Origin of the sequence: Natrinema sp. CBA1119, from assembly GCF_002572525.1 — an archaeon.
Lineage (GTDB): Archaea > Halobacteriota > Halobacteria > Halobacteriales > Natrialbaceae > Natrinema.
On record NZ_PDBS01000001.1, the window covers coordinates 4,039,394 to 4,057,984 of the forward strand.

Genomic DNA, 18,591 nt, shown 5'->3' on the forward strand with positions numbered 1-18,591 from the left:
ATGGTTCGCTTGCGATCGTTTGCGTGACGGTACACTCGAGTTGTACCCCGTCGATCCGGCGCGCAGGTCGTTTTGGGACCGTTCGTCGGACCGACCCCGTCACCGCCGCTGTTGCGGCCCATTTCCGCGTGTTGTCGCCGCATTACAAATGTCCGATCCCTCGAGTGGACGACCACGTTGGTCGAGTTCACCGTCGCATCGGACGGTCGCGCGTCTCTCACCGTCCCAGTCTACTATGAATAGGGAAGACCACATCGTCAGCGGTTTCAAGGCAACGCTCGCCGCGCGTGGCGTCTACATGCTCTCGAGCGCGTTGCTGATGTTCGTCCTGGCGCGGTATCTGCTCGAGCCGGACGGCTACGGCGTGCTCTACTGGGCGATCGGCGTGTTGGCGATCATCCAACTGTTCGTGGACCTCGGTCTCAGCCGGTCCGTCGCGCGGTACATCTCCGAATACCGCGAGGCGGACCCGGGCCAGATCCCGCACCTGCTCAGGTCCACGGTCACGGTCAAACTCATCCTGATCGCGTTCGTCTCCTACGCCCTGTTGCTCTTTCACGAGCAGATCGCGGTCGCGCTCGGCGAACCGGGTGCGGCCCCGTTTCTCGCCGCGGGCGTGATCTATCTCGGCGTCTTTTCCTTTAGCGCGTTCGCGCGGGTGGCGTTACAGGGCTTCAACCACCTCGGCTACAGCGCGCTCGTTCAGGCGATCAGCGGCGCTGCCCGACTCGTCTTCGTCGTCGCGTTCGTCCTCGCCGGGTTCGGTGCGCTCGGCGCGTTCTTCGGGTACATCGTCGGCTACGCCATCGCCGCCGTCATCGGAATGGGAATCATCTACTACGGGTTCTACGTCCGATACGACGCCGCGGACGAATACGAGGACGGCCTCTCGCGCCGCCTCCTCGAGTACAGCGTTCCCCTGACGGCGACCCAGAGTGCGAACGTCATCGACAAGCAGATCGACATCGTGCTGGTCGGCGCCTTCATCAATCCGGCTGCGGTCGCCTTTTATACCCTCGCAAAGCAGATCACCGAGTTCGTGCTCGCGCCCGCGGCGTCGCTCGGCTTTACCATCTCGCCGAACTTCGGCGAACAGAAGGCGGCCGGCGAACTCGAGGAAGCCAGACGGATTTACGAGACCTCGTTGACGAACATCCTGTTGCTCTACATTCCGGCAGCGGCCGGCCTCACGATCGTCGCGGGACCGCTCTTGACGATGGTGTTCGGGGCCGATTACGCCGGTGCGATTCCCGTCTTACAGGTGCTCGCCGGATTCGTCGTGCTACAGGCGATCACGAACCTGACCAGCGATAGCCTGGACTATCTGGGTCGCGCTCGTGCTCGAGCGGTCGCGAAGGGCGCGACGGCGTTGGCCAATCTCGGACTGAACATCGTGTTGATCCCGCTGATCGGCGTCGTCGGGGCGGCGATCGCGACGGTGGCGACCCACTCGGTGTACGTCGCGGTCAACCTCTATATCGTCCATACCGAACTCGGCTTGCACGTGGGGCGACTCGCGCGGACGACTGGGATGGTCTGTGGAATTACGGGCGTCATGGCGGCCGCCGTCTTGCTCGTAACGCCGCTGGTTTCGAACCTGCTTATGCTGTTCGGGGCGATCGCTCTCGGTGCCGTCACCTGGGCCGTGCTGGCGGTGCTGAGTGGCCTAGTCGATCCGGGACAGGTTCGGTCAGTCATCGGGTGACAGCGGCTCGAACCGTCCGGATGTCCCCCATCCGATTCCGCTATCACTGAGTGAACTATCAACGCTTATCCGAGGGTTCGGTGTCTAGGCAGTATGGCCGTTGCCGATCCCGTGACCGTGGGGGTACTGAGTCTTCATACGAGCAAGGAAACCAAAGCAATTCTCAACGCCGTCGAGGATCTGGGACACGACACCGAGTGGCTTCGCTCCGAGAACACGTCCGTCAGTGTCGCCGACGGAAGTCCGACGCTCGAGCCCGCGGTGGATGTCATCGCGAACAGGGTACTGCTATCGAATACCGAACAGCCCGCCGAGGAACTCGGGCTGGTAAACGCCTTCTCTCAGCTGGTTCCGACACTCAACGAACCGATGGCGGTGATGACGGCGATCCACAAGCTCTCGACGGCGACCGCGCTCGCGTCGAACGACGTGCGGACGCCCGACGTGACGCTCGCGTTGAGCGGCGAGCAGTTGAACGCTGCGCGGGACCGCTACGGCGAGGAGGCCGTCTACAAGACCGCCATCGGCACTCACGGTGGTGGGACGTGGAAGGTCGGCCCCGACGACCCGATCAACGCCAAGGTCGGTAACCGGTATGCGTTCTTGCAGGAACTCGTCGACCAAGAGGACGTTCGCCATCGCGACCTGCGCGTCTACGTCGTCGGCGGCGAGGTCGTGGCCGCGATGTATCGCTACGCGCCGGACAACGACTGGCGAACCAACGTCGCGCTCGGCGGCTCGGTCGAGGACGCGACCGACGACCTCCCCGACGAGGCTCGCGAAATGGCCCAGCGCGCATCGGATATCGTCGGCCTCGACTATGCCGGCGTCGACCTCGTCGAGGGTGACGAGGGCTGGTTCGTCCTCGAGGTCAACCCGACGGCGGGGTTCAAGGGGCTCTACGAGGCGACCCAGATGAGCCCGGCACCGTATATCGCCAAACTCGCGATCGAACGGGCGGGCGGCGAGGTCGACGACGAGCGCGTGCGAGATCTCGCGAACGTCCTTGACGACTCCCGGCCGGCAGCACAGCCCCCGGATGTGAGGGGACAGGATACGGAACCAGCGGTGATCGGCTACACGGAGGAAGTCATTCTCTCGGGGACCAGCGGGTCGAAAACGGTTCTCGCGAAGTCCGACACCGGTGCCACACGGACGAGCATCGACACCAGTCTCGCCGCCGATATCGGGGCCGGCCCGATCAAGTCCATCACCCGCATTCGATCCGGCAGCAGCAAACAGTCCAAGAGCCGCCCCGTCGTCGACGTCGTCGTCGGGGTCGGCGGCAACCAACACACCGTTACGGCTAGCGTCGAGGACCGCAGCCACATGGATTACCCCGTCTTGCTCGGGCGAGACATTCTCGGAAACTATCAGGTCGACGTTAGTCGTCGGATCGACAGCGACGCGGCCGACACGCCCGAGGAAGAGGAATAAGAAACGTAACGATCGATCTCGGAACGGCCGAACTGTTGTATATCTCCTATCGAACTGACGACCGACGATGGCTTCCGATTCGTGGCGTCCGACAATGGCGAGTATCGCGTCCGCCGGACGAGTCGAAGACCGACGGTGACGATCCGAGGGGCGACTGATCGCCGCCCCTTGCGAAGACCGTCGTCGACGGGACAGACTCCGCGTCGCTAGCGGTCTAGCTACGTCGCGGCGTTTCGAGTGGATCGCGGACGGATCTCGGGAGCGCTTCGAGGAAGACGCTCGAATTCTAAACGTTCCTCGATCCGGACCGAACCGGAAGCCGAGCGGGAGCCAACCAGTGTTAATATATACGAAAAAATTATTTTGGCAGTGGGAAGACAACGTTATAGCACCGAAAATATTAATAGGCGAACGTGGCTTTTAACGGACGATGACATGGTCCAACCAAGACTGGTGGCCGAACCTATTGCGATTAGACGTTCTCGACGATAACGCCTTCGACGCCGGGCCGTACGGCGAGGACTTCGACTACGCCGAGGAGTTCCAAAAGGTCGACTACGAGGAGGTGAAAGCGGACATCGAGGACGTGATGACGTCCTCCCAGGACTGGTGGCCGGCCGACTACGGCCACTACGGGCCGTTTTTCATCCGGATGGCCTGGCACAGCGCCGGGACCTACCGGACAGCCGACGGCCGCGCGGGCGCGTCGGGCGGTCTACAGCGCCTCCCGCCGGAGAGTAGCTGGCCGGACAACGTGAACCTCGACAAGGCACGTCGGCTGCTCCAGCCGGTCAAACAGAAGTACGGCCGCAAGCTCTCGTGGGGCGACCTGATCGTGCTGGCCGGGAACGTCGCGCTGGAGTCGATGGGCTTCGAGACGTACGGCTTCGCCGGCGGCCGCGAGGACGAGTTCAAGTCCAACGAGGCCGTCGAGTGGGGGCCCGAGACCGAGTGGGAGACGACCTCACCCGAGCGCTTCGAGGACGGGGAGGTAGGCAATCTCAAGAACCCGCTCGCGAACACCGTGATGGGGCTCATCTACGTGAACCCCGAGGGCCCGTACGGCGAACCGGACGTCGAAGGGTCCGCGAAGAACATCCGCGAGGAGTTCTCGCGCATGGCGATGGAGGACCGGGAGACGGTCGCGCTCATCGCCGGCGGTCACACCTTCGGGAAGGTCCACGGCGCGGACGACCCCGAGGAGCACGTCGGTCCCGATCCCGAGTCGGCATCCATCGAACAGCAGGGTCTCGGCTGGGCCCAAGAGCACCTCGAAGACAAGGCCGGCGGCCTCGACGTCATCACCAGCGGTATCGAGGGGCCGTGGAACGCCACGCCGATCCAGTGGGACATGGGCTACATCGACAACCTGCTGGATCACGACTGGACCTCGGTCAAGGGCCCCGGCGGGGCATGGCAGTGGAAACCGGTCGGCGACGAGATCGAGGAGGCGCCGACCCCGCACGACCCCGAGGAGACCGAAGAGCCGATGATGCTGACGACGGACGTGGCTCTCAAGCACGACGACGACTACCGGGAGATCTTAGAGGAGTTCCGGGAGGATCCGGAGGCCTTCCAGCAGGCGTTCGCGAAGGCGTGGTACAAGCTTCTCCACCGCGACATGGGGCCACCCGAGCGGTACCACGGCCCGGAGGTCCCCGACGAGACGTTCGTCTGGCAGGACCCGATTCCCGAGGCCGACTACGAGTTCGTCGGCGACGAGGAGGCCGCACAGCTCAAAGACGAAATCCTCGCCTCGGACCTCCCGGTCTCGCAACTGGCGAAGACCGCGTGGGCCTCGGCCTCGACCTACCGCGACAGCGACAAGCGCGGCGGCGCGAACGGCGCTCGCGTCCGGCTCGACCCCCAGCGCAACTGGGAGGTCAACGAACCCGAGGAACTCGAGACGGTGCTCGATACCCTCGAGGGCATTCAGGCGGAGTTCAACGCCTCGCGCGATGACGACGTACGGGTCTCGCTGGCCGACCTGATCGTCCTGGGCGGCAACGCGGCCGTCGAGCGGGCGGCGGCCGAGGCCGGCTACGACGTCGAGGTCCCCTTCGAGCCCGGTCGCACGGACGCCACGCAGGACCAGACCGACGTCGACTCCTTCGAGGTGCTCGAACCGGAGGTCGACGCCTTCCGCAACTACCTCGGCGACGGCGACGTCGACGACCTGTACGACACGCCCGAGGAGCGGATGGTCGACAAGGCGGAACTGCTGAACCTGACGGTGCCCGAGATGACCGTGCTGATCGGCGGTATGCGCGCGCTCGGCGCGACCTACGGGGACGCCGACCGCGGGGCCTTCACCGACGAACCGGGAACCCTGACCAACGACTTCTTCGTGAACCTGCTGGACATGGGCTACGAGTGGGAGCCGCTCGACGAGGACGAGGAAGTCTTCGAAGTGCGCGACCGCGACACCGGCGAGATCGAGTGGGAAGTCACTCGCTTCGACCTCATCTTCGGGTCGAACGCCCGACTGCGCGCCACCGCGGACGTCTATGCTGCCGCTGACGGTGAGGAGACGCTCGTCGAGGACTTCGTCGACGCGTGGCACAAAGTGATGACGCTCGATCGCTTCGACCTCGAGTAAGCGAGCGGGCGCACCGCCGCTGACGCATCGCCGACGGACCGTCGCGTTCGCTGGGATCGATCATCGACCGGTCGCGGTCTCCCGCCGCGACCGACTTCTCTATTCGCTGTGGATGACGACTTCGTCGTCCGTGATCTCCAGTATCTGCGAGGAATCGACCGGATAGTCGTCGTCTCCGTGGCCGCCCCAGTCCATGCGCGCTTTGAGCCGATCCGTCAGGCCGGGCTCCGGATCGACGTACGCCGTCTGGCCCTCGACTTCGGCGACCATGCCGATCTGCTGGCCCGACTCGTCAACGACGTCTTTCCCCTGATCGTGGTGGGAGAGTTCGATCGCCGACGGCTCCGCCATCTCGTCCGCCGTTCCCATCTCGTCCGCCGTTCCCACTTCATCCGCCGGTCCCATGTCGGCGTCAGCTCCGGTGCCAGCCATCGTCTCGTCGCCCGTGGCCCCGGCGGTTCCGGGTTCCATTCCGCCGGTCCCTATGGACTCGTACTCGTCGACGTCGATGATCTCTCCCTCGAGCACCTCGCTGGTGAGCACTTCGGACTCGATCAGTTCGGTGTCCTCGAGCATGTACTGCATCCGCAGTCGCTCGGTGACCTCCTCTTCGACCGTCCGGCGCTCGAGGAGTTCGCTCTGGACGGCGTCTCCCTCGGTCCGCTGACTCTGAATGACCTCCTGCTGGACCACGTCGTCGGGCGTCACGTTCGAGCGGACGACGTCGCTCTCGAGGATGGATCGCTGGACGCTCTCGAGTTCGATGTCCGTCTGAATGTCGTCTCGCTCGAGTTCCTCGTCCTGCTCGATATCGACGTCGACGACCTCGCTCTCGACGATGTAGCGCTCGATCTCCTCGATGGTGTCCATCTTCGTTTCGTCGACCGTCACCTCGATCATGTCGTCGGAGACGAACTCCGTCTCGACGATGTCGCGGCTCACCAGTTCGGAGTCGACGACATCGCGTTCAACCAGATCAGTGTCGATTACTTCGCTCTCAATCGTATCTCGTTCGACGATCTCCCGCTCGACGACCTGCGTCTCGACGATCTCCGTCGTCACCGTCTCGCCGCTTCGCAGCGAGTCCTCGAGTTCGTCCCGGCCGAGATCGGCGCGTTCGAACGCGTGCTCGCGCTCGACGATCTCGAAGAAGCCCATTTCCTCGCCGGTCGGCTCCTCCTCATGGTAGACGAATACGAGGTCGTCGTCGTCGAATCGCTGCTCGAACTCGTCCCAGGTGTACTCCTCGTGGTGTTCGCCCATCTCGTCGCGCCGGGCGAAGGAGTGGCCGTGATCCTCGTTATCTCGGACCCTGACCGGGACAGCGTCGCGGGCCTCGGCCCACTCCCGGATCCGCTCGATATCGGTGGTCATTCGCCGCTGCTCTGCTTCGCCGGTCTCCGTCGGGGACGTATCGTTCGCCATCTCCCGTGGCACTGCGATCGATCCGTACTTCAGTCAACAGGGCCATCCCGTCGGGACAGTGTCTCGTTTCTCGAGCCCCTTCCTTCGGCCGGCAGTGGCCGGGTCGTAATCCGGTGTTGTCCGTCTTGGCGGTGACTGTTTCACGACCCCGAGATGCGTGTAGAACGTGCTTACCGCTCGCGAGAATCGGGGCGTGATCCGAACTCTCTTGAACCGGGATGCGGGAGCCGATCGAGTCGGGACGGGTTCCGTCGGGTCAGAGACCGATCGGGTTCAGTCAGATTCGTACTCGGCCCAGATGTACCGCGTGGCGACGCTTCGATACGGCCGCCACGGCTCGGCGATTTCGCGCATTTCAGCGCGGGTCAGCTCCCCGCCATCGCCGTACAGCTGCTCGATACCGCGGCGAACGGCGAGATCCCCGAGCGGGAGCACGTCCGGGCGCTCGAGGACGAACAGGAGGTACATCCGCGCGGTCCACGCGCCGATCCCCTTGATATCGGTGAGTCGATCGACGACCTCGTCGTCGCTGTACGAGGCCAACCCGGTTTGCGTGTAATCGTTCTCCCGAAAGGCGCGGGCGGCGTTTTGCACGTACTCGACCTTGCTCCGGGAGAGCCCCGCATCCCGGAGGGCCGCCTCGTCCGCGGCCAGGACGGACGCCGGCGTCACGTCTCCCTCGAGGAGATCGAACACGCGCTCGCGGACGGCCGCCGCGCTCGCGGTCGAGAGCTGCTGGTTGATGATCGAAATGCAGAGCCGCTCGTACTCGTCCCGGTCCGATTCGGCGTATGGGTCGTGCCTGTCGAGGAGCCCCGCCATAACGGGGTCCTCGCGGAGAACGGCGTGTGCCTCTTCGTTCATGCGCACGTTGTCGATACGGGAGCACGGGGCCGGGAAGGCATAGACCTCTCGGTCGGGGCCCCGCTCGAGGGAGTCACTCGAGGTCCGGGGAGCGTTCGGGTTCCACATTCGCGAGTCGCATCGCGTTGCCGGTCACGCCGAGGCTCATGCCCATGTCGCCGACGACGACCGCCAGCGCGACGCTCACCAGCCCCAGCGGCACGCCGAGCGCGAGCAGCGCCTTCACGCCGAGGCTGGCCCAGACGTTCTGTCGGATGACGCCGTTGGCCGTGTGGGACAGCTCGTAGAGATACGGGAGCTTCCCGATATCGTCACCCATCAACGCGATATCGGCCGTCTCGAGGGCGGTGTCGGTGCCGGCCGCGCCCATCGCGATGCCGACCTCGGCGGTCGCCAGCGCGGGCGCGTCGTTGATGCCGTCGCCGACCATCGCCACGTCGCCGTACCGTTCCTGAAGGTCCGCCACGGCCGCGACCTTCTCGTCGGGCAGGAGTTCGGCGCGGTACTCGTCGACGCCGACCCGCTCGGCGATCGCCCGCGCCGTCCCCTCGTTATCGCCGGTCAGCATCACGACGTGCTCTACGCCGAGGTCGTGGAGCCGCTCGACCGCCCGCTTGGAGGCCGGTCGGACCTCGTCGGCGATCGCGACCGCACCGAGCAGTTCGGTCTCCGTTCCGACGAGGACGACCGTCTTGCCTTCCCGCTCGAGCGCGGCGAGCGTGTCCGTGGCGAAGGCCCCATCGTCGGCCTCGAGCGTTCCCTCGGGGGCGACGCCACCGTCAGTCCGCGGGTCCGACGTGCCGTCGGCACGGGCCCGCGAGAGATCGAACCCCAGCTCTTCGAACAGCGCCGGCTTGCCCGCGTAGTACGTCTCGCCGCTGATCTCCCCGCGGATACCCCTGCCGGTCAGACTCTCGAACCCCGTCGGTTCGGGCAACTCGGTCGCGCCCGCCTCGTCGGCGCGGGCGAGGATCGCCGCGGCGATGGGATGCTCGCTGCGTCGCTCCAGTCCGGCGGCGTGACGGAGGAGCGTCGCCTCGTCGGCGTCGCCGACCGGGATGACGTCGGTGACGGCGAGTTCGCCTTTCGTGAGTGTACCCGTCTTATCGACGGCGACGGCGTTGACCTCGCCCATCGCCTCGAGGTGGTTGCCGCCCTTGATCAGGACGCCGTTCTTCGCTGCGCTGGTGACTCCCGAGACCACCGAGACGGGCGTCGAGATGACGAACGCGCAGGGGCAGGCGATCACCAACAACGTGAGGCCGCGAACGAACCACGTCCCCCAGTCGCCGGTAAATACGAGCTCGTAGCCGGCGACGCCCGCGGTGACGGGGTCGCCGATGACGAGCGGCGGGATGGCAGCGGTCAGGATCGCCAGCACGACCACGACGGGCGTGTAGTAGCCCGCGAACCGATCGACGAACTGCTCCGTTTCGGTCTGTTCGGCCTGTGCGCCTTGCACCATCTCGATGATCCGCGAGAGCGTCGAGTCGCCCGCTGTCGAGGTGACTTCGACCTCGAGGTAGCCCTCCTCGGTGATGGCGCCGGCGTACACCTTGTCTCCAGCAGACTTGTCGACGGGGACACTCTCACCGGTGATCGGCGATTCGTCGACCGCGCTCTCGCCTTCGCGGACCGTCCCGTCGAGCGGGATCTTGTCGCCTGGCCGGACGACGACGAGCTCGCCGACCGCTACGTCCTCCGCGTCGACGGTCACTTCCTCGCCGTCGCGCAGAACTGTGGCCTCGTCCGGCGAGAGCTCCATCAGCTCGCGCAGGGAGTCTCGGGCCCGGTCCATCGCGTAGTCCTCGAGCAGTTCGGCGATACTGAAGAGGACGGCCAGCGTGGCGGCCTCGACGAAGTAGCCGATACCCGTCGCAGCGATGATCGCCGTCCCCATCAGCAGGTCGATGTCGAGACTCCGGTTTGTCGCGGAGTAGTAGCCGCTCCGGACGACGGGGACGCCGCTGACGGCGACCGCGCCGAGGAATAGTAGATCCGCGACATGGAGCGGATACTCGAGGACGCTCGCCACCGCGACGTTCCCGCCCGTCAGGAGGAACTCGAAGCCCAGCCCGAGGGCGACGAACACCGCGCCGAGCCACGTCTTCTTCGCGCGGGGGGTCGTCCAGACCTCTGACGGCGGTGCGACGTCGACACCGCCGGCGCTCGAGGCCGATTCGGTCGGCTCTTCGTCGCCGTCCGTCCCTCCGATGACCTCGTAGCCGGCACCTTCGATCGCGTCGGCCATGTCGGCCTCGCTGGCTCGATCGGGGTCGTACGTAACCGTGGCCGTTCCGGTGGTCGGATTGAGGTCGGCGTCGACGACCCCGTCGACGCGGCCGAGGCTCTTGTCGACCTTTCCCGCACAAGATGGGCAGTCCATCTCGGGGACGGCGAGCCGGACGGTTAGTTCCCGTCGCTGGCCGGCCTCGTCCATTCCTCTCGTCGCATCCGATTCGTCAGTCATTACCCAAAGGTAAGCGCGTCAGTTCGATAAGCCTTCGTTGGAATATTCCAATAATCTTCGGGGCCGCTAGAGCGGTGTCGACGGCCCGTCGACCAGTTGCTCGCTCGCGACGTGTTGCTTGGCCAGGTGTTCTTCGGCCCGGCGAAGCCGGTAGGTGAGCGTCGACCGCGGGATGTCGAGGTGGTCCGCGAGGTCGCCGGCGTCGATCTCGCGAGGGGACTCGTAGTAGCCGTGTTCGACGGCGGCCCGGAGCGCGGCCTCCTGTTCGGGAGTGAGTTCGTTCGACCCACCGTTCGCGTCGCCCGTCGGCGCATCGGTATCCGTCGTCGCCGCTCGAAGCATTTCCATCCGGGCGCGGTCGCCGAGCGCGGCCTCGAGGGCGTCGAAGAACGCGGCCGCGTCGCCCTCGCCGGAGTGGACGATCCGCCAAGTGTAGTGACGGCCCTCGTGGCGGGTCTCGAACAGGACGCCGTCGCCGAGGTGGTCGCGGGCGATGTGCGGGACGGACGCACAGGTTGGGGTGCGCTCCCAGTCGGAGTAGAGGACGAGCGTGTCGTCAGTGCGGTCGAGCACCTGCGTGGTCTGGGTCGCGCCGCAGTCGTCGGTCGCGAGACAGTCCGCGTAGTAGTCACTGGTAAGGAAGGCGTCCTCGATGTCCGCGAGCGCGTCCGGCGTGCCGGTGGCGTGGTCGACTCGCCAGAGGCGGTCGTCGGTCGCGTGCAGCGACAGCGAGCGGACCCGGGCGTCGGGGTGGTCCGCGAGCGCGTCCGCCACCCCGTTGCAACCGGGCTCGTACTCGAGGGCGAAGACGAACTCTCTCATATCCCGAGGAAGGGGCCGACGCGACAAAGGGTTTCCCGCCAGCTTCCGTCGTCGAAGCCTCGAAGCGGCCGTGATCGGTCACGTCTTTGCACACGTGGTCTTCATCGTGCTGTCCTGGTGATGGTGGTCGTCTGTGGGACTGAAGTAGACGACGGCGTCATAGAACCGCTCGCATACCGTATCGAAGTCACTAGCGAATCGTTCAATACAGGCGGTAGACGTAACACGTGATAGAATTATACGCAATACTCCTAACAATTATACAGTTGGAAGTGTTATTTTGATCCAATGGATTCAGACTGGATGGCCATCCCACTCGGATTTCTTGTTATGGTGCTTCTTGTTGGACTTGGCGTATTCATCCTGTTTCATGTCGTGCCAGATGAGCAGACAGAAGGTGATGTGCATATTGACGCCTATCCATTTGGTCCCGAGAAACCGATCCCTTTGAATTCCTCGAACGTCGTGGACTACACGGTTACTTACGAGGAGCGCCTGTTCTATAACGATCTCCTTGCGAGCCGTAACCACAGTTTCGATTTCGAGGAAAGAGTGATAGCCAACTGTACCGCTATCTCGGTCTCGAACGGTAGTACAGACGAGTTTCGCGTCGGTTTAGAGTGTCGGGGTGGGATTCCCATCGTCGAATCGCCATGGTCTGAACCGGGGGAATACACTTATTCAGAATCGGAGGAGTTCACGTACGCAGTCACCTACCATATAACGGAGAATACGACACAACAGACCGAACTCCGGAATTACCCCTTCGGAACGGACAGAGGGTTCGGTAACGGGAGAGATCCAGGTAACAGTAGTGGACAAGCCAGTTCCTTTATTCAGCGTCTGACGTGAAACCCGAGATGAGTACGCTGCACGGTTCGCCGCCTACTTCACCGGATTCAGGGCGAAACCAAGGCCTTGTGAATAGTTCTGTCACGCTCAACGAAACGAAAAGCAGTGGCCGTGAGCGCGACTCGAGCGAACGCGAGAGTCGCGCGATCCGGGGAAGGGCAGGCTGCTACTCGATTACGACCGCGAGCGAACCCGAAGGGTGAGCGAGCGGGCCGACGACTGACCCGGAACGAAAGCGCGGCGCTTCGCGCCGCGGAAAGGCGAGCGGCAAAGCCGCGAGCCAAGTGGAGGGGAAGGAGGAGTGCTTTTGATCGAAATTTTGCCGAGGGAGCGGCGAAGCCGCGACCGCAGCGCAAAATTTCGTTGTTATTCGTCTAGCAGCTCCCGCGCGATCACGTTCTTCTGGATCTCGGTGGTGCCCTCGTAGATCTGGGTGATCTTCGAGTCCCGGTAGAAGCGCTCGACGGGGAAGTCGTTGACGTAGCCGGCACCGCCGTGGATCTGGACGGCCTCGTTGGAGACGTCGACGGCGACGCGGGAGGCGTACTCCTTGGCCATCGAGGCGAGCTTCGTGATATCGTTGCCCTGATCGACGTTCCAGGCGGCCTTGTAAGTCAGGTTGCGCGCGGCCTCGGTCTCGGTGGCCATCTCCGCGAGCTTGTGCTGGATGGCCTGGAACTCCGAGATGGGCTGGTCGAACTGTTCTCGGTCCTGGGCGTACTCGCGGGCGGCCTCGAGCGCGCCCTTCGCGATGCCGAGTCCCTGCGCGGCGACGCCGGTCCGGGTGGCGTCGAAGAACTGCATCTGCTGGAGGAAGGCGGCGTCCTCGTCGCCGACGAGGTTCTCCTGGGGCACGCGGACGTCGTCGAAGATGAGTTCGGCGGTGTCGGAGGCCCGGATGCCGAGCTTGCCCGTAATCTTGTCCGAACTGAAGCCGTCGCGGTCGGACTCGACGATGATCTGACTGAAGCCGCCGTAGCGGCTGTCGGCGTCGGGATCGGTCTTACACAGTACGACGAAGAAGTCGCCGACGGTGCCGTTGGTGATCCACATCTTGTTGCCGTTGATCACCCACTCGTCGCCGTCCTTCTCGGCGCGCGTCGAGACGGAGGAGACATCCGACCCGGTGTCGGGCTCGGAAATCGCCGCGCCGGAGATCTTCTCGCCCAGCGCGACGGGCTCGAGGAAGCGCTCCTTCTGGTCTTCGGTTCCGAACTCGCTGATGGCCTCAGTGCCGAACGAGCAGGCCATGATCGAGAGCGCGATCCCGGCGTCGTGGGAGAACAGCTCCTCGGCGATGAGCGCCGACTCGAGGGTCGAGTAGCCGGCACCGCCGTACTCCATCGGGATCGAGGTGCCGACCAGGCCCATCTCGGCGGCCTCGTCGACGATCTCGTGGGGGAACTTCTCTTCGCTGTCGTACTCCTCCGCGTTGGGGACGATCTCGTTTTCGGCGAATCGGCGAACCTCGTCGCGGATCTGCTCCTGTTCTTCGCTGAGTCCGAATTCCATGGACAATCGTTACTATTGCAGCGATAAAGACCTTTGTAACCGTCTGTAAACGGAAGTGTAGTTTCCATCATACGAGGGGAAACGTTGAAACGGGTCCGAATAGGAATCGTGAGCATGGACCTGGAGGATATCAACACTGTCGCAGTTCTAGGTGCGGGTAACATGGGCCACGGTATCGCGGAGGTCGCCGCGATCGCGGGCTACGACGTGAACATGCGCGATATCAAAGACGAGTTCGTCCAGAACGGCTACGACCAGATCGAGTGGTCGCTGGGCAAACTCGCCGAGAACGATCAACTCTCCGAAGAAGAATCTGACGCCGCCCTCGAGCGAGTGACGCCGCTGGTCGACATGGCGGACGCCGTCGCCGACGCCGACGTCGTCATCGAGGCCGTCCCCGAGCAGATGGAGATCAAGAAGGACGTGTATACAGAACTCGAGGAGGTCGCCCCCGATCACGCGATCTTCGCGACGAACACCTCGAGTCTCTCGATCACCGACCTCGCGGAGTTCACCGAGCGACCGGAGCGGTTCTGCGGAATGCACTTTTTCAACCCGCCGGTTCGGATGCAGCTGGTCGAAGTGATCTCGGGTGCCGAGAGCGCCGAGGAGACGCTCGCGGTCGTCGAAGACCTCGCCGAAGATCTGGGGAAGACGCCGGTTCGCGTCCACAAGGACTCGCCCGGCTTCATCGTCAACCGCATTCTGGTCCCGCTGATGAACGAGGCCGCGTGGCTCGTCAGCAACGATGAGGCGACCATCGCCGAAGTCGATTCGACGACGAAGTTCGACATGGGCCTGCCGATGGGCAGCTTCGAACTCGGCGATCAGGTCGGCAACGACGTCAGTTACCACGTCCTCGAGTACATGCACGAGGTACTGGGCGAGGCCTACGAGCCGGCTCCGCTCCTGGCGGAGAAGGTCGAGAACGAGGAGTTCGGCAAGAAGTCCGGGAAGGGGTTCTACGACTACGAGGACGGCGAGGGCGTCCAGATCCCGACGGACGAGCAGTCGGAGTTCGTCAAGAAGCGGCTCCTCGCGACGATGGCTAACGAGGCGGCCAAGCTGATCGGCGGCGACGTCGCTCCGCCGGAATCCATCGACGAGGCAGTCCAGCTCGGGGCCGGCTTCCCCGACGGCCCGGTCACGCTGGTCGACGACTACGGCCTCGACACGCTGCACGAGACGCTCGAGGAGGCCTACGAGCGGACCGGCCACGAGCGGTACGCGGCCGCGGAGTACCTCGCGGAACGCGCCGACGAGGGCGGTTTCTACGAGAGTGATGAGCATTCGGACGCGGTCGATTTCGATGCGATCCGCGTCGAGTACCCCGGCGACATGGTCGGCCACGTCGTCCTCGACCGGCCACACCGGATGAACACCATCAGCGACGAACTCCTCGAGGAGCTCTCGGCGGCGATCACCCTGCTCGAGGACGACGACGAGGTGCGTGCGATCCTCGTCACCGGCGAGGGTGAGAAGGCGTTCTCCGCGGGGGCGGACGTCCAGAGCATGGCCGGCGACGGTGCCGACCCGATCGAGGGTCAGGAGCTGTCGCGACTGGGACAGTCGACGTTCGGCGAACTCGAGGCCTGCGATCTGCCAGTTATTGCGGGGATCGACGGCTTCTGTCTCGGCGGCGGAATGGAGCTGGCGACCTGTGCGGACCTGCGCGTCGCGAGCGAACGCTCCCAGTTCGGCCAGCCCGAACTCGACCTCGGACTGCTCCCCGGCTGGGGCGGGACGCAGCGACTGAAACACATCATCGGCGAGGGCCGCGCGAAGGAGATCATCCTCACCGCCGAGCGCTACGACGCCGAGACGATGGCCGACTACGGCTTCGTCAACGAAGTCGTCGATAGCGACGGGCTCGAAGCGCGCGCGCTCGAGCTGGCGACCGACCTCGCCGGCGGGCCGCCGATCGCCCAGAAGTTCACCAAGCGTGCGATGCTCGCCGGTCGCGACGATACCGAAGCCGGACTGGAGTATGAGGCGTCCGCGTTCGGTCATCTGATGGCGACCGACGACCTGATGGAGGGTATTATGGCCTTCATGGGAGACGAAGAGCCGAACTTTCAGGGGGAGTGAGACGGACTGGGATACGTCAGTTCCGGAGCAACCGCGAACCGTTCTGCGGTTGCTCCGACACATCGGTGTAGCAGACCGTATGAGGCGACCGCCGACGAACGGAGCGTCGGCTTCGTCATGGCAGGTGGGTGACCGAAACGGTCCCTCTCACTGACTTGCAGTAATTCTGTACAGTTGACATCTGGTCGCGAGATTTATCACAGAGAGGTACCATTGGTGACGCGTGGCTGTAATCGATGAAGAGAATGGAGGGGTTCCCAAATGAGTGACGGGGCCGAGGTGCTCGTCGTCGACGACGAGGCTCGACTCGCGGACCTATTTGCCGCCTGGCTACAGGCCGACTGGGTCGTCGAGACGGCCTATGACGGTGAAGAGGCGCTCGAAAAGATGGCCGACTCCGTCGAAGTCGTGCTTCTCGACCGGCGGATGCCCGGTCTCTCCGGCGACGAAGTCCTCGAGCAGATTCGCGAGCAGGGATACGATTCGCGGGTAGTCATGGTGACGGCGGTGGATCCGGACTTCGACATCATCGAGATGGGGTTCGACGACTACCTCGTCAAACCGGTCTCGAAGGACGAACTCGTCGATATGGTCGACGACGTCGCCGACCGGTCCGACTACGAGTCCGATATACAGGAGTATTACGCGCTCGTCTCGAAGAAGGCGTTACTGGAGTCAGAAAAGGCCGACCGAGAACTCGCGAACAACGAGGAGTATCAGGACCTCACCGACCGCGTCGCGGAGCTCGAGCAGCGCGTCGACGAGACGGTCTCCGGAATGTCCTCCCACGACGATTTCGTCGGCGCATTTCAAGACCTCCAGTCAGAGAACTAGACGCCGATTTCGAACTCGAACCGAGCCCCTCCACCCTCGCTTTCGGTCGCGACGACCGACCATCCGTGCCCGGTAGCGACTTCTCTGACGATCCAGAGGCCGATTCCGAGTCCCTCCGTCGACGACGAAACCGACGGGTCGAAGATTTCGTCCCGGAGTTTCTCGGGGAGCCCCTCTCCGTCGTCTTCGATGAAGAATCCCTGCGCACGTCCGTCCCGTTCGCCACGGCCGTCTCGCCCGTCACGCTCGAGCGGTCCGACGCGAACGGTTCTGGTCGTGTCGCTGTGTTCGATACTGTTCCTGAAACAGTTCTCGAGGAGCCGCAGGAGTCGCGAGCGGTCGGCCTCGATCGTCATCGTGCCCGTGACTGACAGCGTCGCCTCCGCGGTCGAGACGTGGTCCCACGCGTCGCGAGCGATCGACTCGAGATCGGTGGGGTCGGTGTCTGCGGCCCAGTCGCCCTCGCGGGCGATGGCCAGCACGTCCTCGATGATCGACTCCATCCGCTCGAGTCCCTCGCGGGTCTTTTCGGCGTGCTCGACGTCCCCGGTCTCCTCGAAGAGTTCGAGGTAGCCCTGGGCGACGCCGAGCGGATTGCGGAGGTCGTGGCTGACGATCCGAGCGAACGTGTCGAGTCGCTCGTTGCGTTCGCGAAGCTTCCGTTCGCTTCGCTTTCGCTCCGTGATGTCGCGGAGGACGCCTACCGAGCCGAGAAACTCGCCGCCGGGAACGAGGACCGCGATCTGAGCCTCGCAGGGGATCCGCTCGCCGGTTTTCGTCTCGAGTGGCAGTTCGATGGTTTCGGTGTGACTCTCGGCCTCGAGCAGCGATCGAATGAGGGCCGTCGCGGCGGTGACGTCCTCGCGGTCGAACAGGATCGACGCGTGTTCGCCGAGCAGCCCTTCGCGGCTGTAGCCGGTCATCTCGACGAGCGCGTCGTTGACGGTCGTGAAGTGACCCGCGTCGTCGAGGACGTACATCCCGTCGCCGGCCGTTTCGACGAGTCGCTCGTACCGGTGGAGGGCGCGTTCTCGCTGGTCGAGGCGGCCGCGGATGGCGATCGTCTCGAGGACGTGGGACGCGGTCGCAGCGATCGCCCGGATCGCGTCCCGTTCGCGTGCGGAAATCGGCGTCGTCGCGTAGACGACCGCCACTCCGTACAGCTCGCCGCCGGCTGCAAGCGGTGCGACGGCGATCGATCGAGCGCCGCGCTCGAACGCGCGGTCGCCGAACGGGACGGCATCGCGATCGGCTTCGCCGAACCGCCGAAACCGGATCTCCCCGGTGTGAATCGCTCGCTCGAGCAGCGGCTGCTCGCCGTCGCCGAGACTGACGGTTCGGTGGAGCGACCACGCCATCGCCTCGGGATCCGACAGCCACGGCACGATCTCGCGTTCGCCGCGGTCGTACTCGCCGACCCAGGCAAACGCGAATCGATCGCTGCCGGTCAGCTCCTCGCGGAGCACCCGTTCGACCGCCAGCGGCGAGGTCACATCGACCAGTCGGCGGCGAACGGCACCGACGATTTCAGCGAGGTCAGCGGGCAACTCTCGGAGTGACGCCGCCGGCTCGGTCGTGAGGTCACCCGTGTTCGGGTCGCCCGCTCTCGGGAGTTCCGCGCTCGAGCTGTCGTCGAGTCGATCAGTGATGGCGGCCGCCAGCTGCGCTCCCGGTTCGATCTCCCCAGCCCGAACGATCACTTCGCTCAACACCCCACCGCCGTCGTCGCTCGCTCCCCAGGAGACGAACGTCGGCGTCCTCGGGGCCTCGGACTCGACGGTATCGACGAGCGCCGGCACGTCCGTCACCGTGCTCGCGTCGATGACGACCGCGTCGATCCCTTCCCGCTCGAGTCGGTCGATCGCCGCCGCGGGTCGCTGGGCGATGACGACGTCGACCGGGGCGTCAGTCAACGACAGCGTGACGGCCGCTCGTGTCGAACGATTGCCGCTCACACAGAGCACGCGTGGTCGACTCATAACG

The 18,591-nt window shown here is 64.6% G+C and carries 12 protein-coding genes; 6 read left to right on the forward strand and 6 right to left on the reverse strand.

The genetic code is table 11. From position 1 onward, the window contains the following. The first annotated feature begins 235 nt into the window (after nucleotides 1-235). The 3 genes from CP556_RS19845 to katG all read left to right on the forward strand — a co-directional run bounded on the left by CP556_RS19845 (nucleotide 236) and on the right by katG (nucleotide 5,741). Nucleotides 236-1,705, forward strand: a complete 1,470-nt coding sequence (locus CP556_RS19845) for a flippase (protein WP_098727185.1) — start codon at nucleotides 236-238, stop codon at nucleotides 1,703-1,705. Between the two features lie 93 nt (nucleotides 1,706-1,798). Further along, nucleotides 1,799-3,142 carry a RimK family alpha-L-glutamate ligase gene (locus tag CP556_RS19850; RefSeq protein ID WP_098727186.1) on the forward strand — a complete coding sequence of 448 codons (1,344 nt, stop codon included), beginning with the start codon at nucleotides 1,799-1,801 and terminating at the stop codon, nucleotides 3,140-3,142. 430 nt (nucleotides 3,143-3,572) lie between these two features. After that, nucleotides 3,573-5,741: a catalase/peroxidase HPI gene (gene katG / locus CP556_RS19855; RefSeq protein ID WP_098727187.1), complete on the forward strand. Its 2,169-nt coding sequence runs from the start codon at nucleotides 3,573-3,575 to the stop codon at nucleotides 5,739-5,741. Nucleotides 5,742-5,840: 99 nt separating this feature from the next. On the opposite strand, the gene CP556_RS19860 is transcribed toward katG, so the two are convergent. The 4 genes from CP556_RS19860 to CP556_RS19875 all read right to left on the reverse strand — a co-directional run bounded on the left by CP556_RS19860 (nucleotide 5,841) and on the right by CP556_RS19875 (nucleotide 11,322). Beyond that, complete coding sequence (locus CP556_RS19860; RefSeq protein WP_098727188.1) at nucleotides 5,841-7,166, reverse strand: hypothetical protein; 1,326 nt, start codon at nucleotides 7,164-7,166, stop codon at nucleotides 5,841-5,843. 273 nt (nucleotides 7,167-7,439) lie between these two features. Next, nucleotides 7,440-8,030, reverse strand: a complete 591-nt coding sequence (locus CP556_RS19865; RefSeq protein ID WP_098727495.1) for a DNA-3-methyladenine glycosylase family protein — start codon at nucleotides 8,028-8,030, stop codon at nucleotides 7,440-7,442. A 73-nt stretch (nucleotides 8,031-8,103) separates the two neighbouring features. Next, nucleotides 8,104-10,500 carry a heavy metal translocating P-type ATPase gene (locus CP556_RS19870; protein WP_098727189.1) on the reverse strand — a complete coding sequence of 799 codons (2,397 nt, stop codon included), beginning with the start codon at nucleotides 10,498-10,500 and terminating at the stop codon, nucleotides 8,104-8,106. 66 nt (nucleotides 10,501-10,566) lie between these two features. Beyond that, a complete protein-coding gene (locus tag CP556_RS19875; RefSeq protein ID WP_098727190.1) occupies nucleotides 10,567-11,322 on the reverse strand; it encodes a helix-turn-helix domain-containing protein in 756 nt (251 codons plus the stop codon). Between the two features lie 288 nt (nucleotides 11,323-11,610). Between CP556_RS19875 and CP556_RS19880 the strand changes: the two genes are divergently transcribed. Beyond that, nucleotides 11,611-12,174, forward strand: a complete 564-nt coding sequence (locus tag CP556_RS19880; RefSeq protein ID WP_098727191.1) for a hypothetical protein — start codon at nucleotides 11,611-11,613, stop codon at nucleotides 12,172-12,174. A 366-nt stretch (nucleotides 12,175-12,540) separates the two neighbouring features. Here CP556_RS19880 and CP556_RS19885 read toward each other — a convergent pair whose 3' ends face one another. Further along, nucleotides 12,541-13,686 (reverse strand): acyl-CoA dehydrogenase family protein, encoded by a 1,146-nt coding sequence (locus tag CP556_RS19885; RefSeq protein ID WP_098727192.1) that lies wholly within the window; start codon nucleotides 13,684-13,686, stop codon nucleotides 12,541-12,543. Nucleotides 13,687-13,800: 114 nt separating this feature from the next. Here CP556_RS19885 and CP556_RS19890 point away from each other — a divergent pair, with 114 nt between their 5' ends. Both CP556_RS19890 and CP556_RS19895 read left to right on the forward strand, forming a co-directional pair. Next, entirely contained in the window at nucleotides 13,801-15,774 is a 1,974-nt protein-coding gene (locus CP556_RS19890) for a 3-hydroxyacyl-CoA dehydrogenase/enoyl-CoA hydratase family protein (RefSeq protein WP_098727193.1), read from the forward strand. A gap of 261 nt (nucleotides 15,775-16,035) precedes the next feature. Then, nucleotides 16,036-16,608: a HalX domain-containing protein gene (locus tag CP556_RS19895; protein WP_098727194.1), complete on the forward strand. Its 573-nt coding sequence runs from the start codon at nucleotides 16,036-16,038 to the stop codon at nucleotides 16,606-16,608. Here the strand turns inward: CP556_RS19895 and CP556_RS19900 are convergent. Next, nucleotides 16,605-18,587, reverse strand: a complete 1,983-nt coding sequence (locus CP556_RS19900; protein WP_098727195.1) for a PAS domain S-box protein — start codon at nucleotides 18,585-18,587, stop codon at nucleotides 16,605-16,607. The two genes, CP556_RS19895 and CP556_RS19900, sit on opposite strands and share 4 nt — an antisense overlap. Nucleotides 18,588-18,591: the final 4 nt, after the last annotated feature.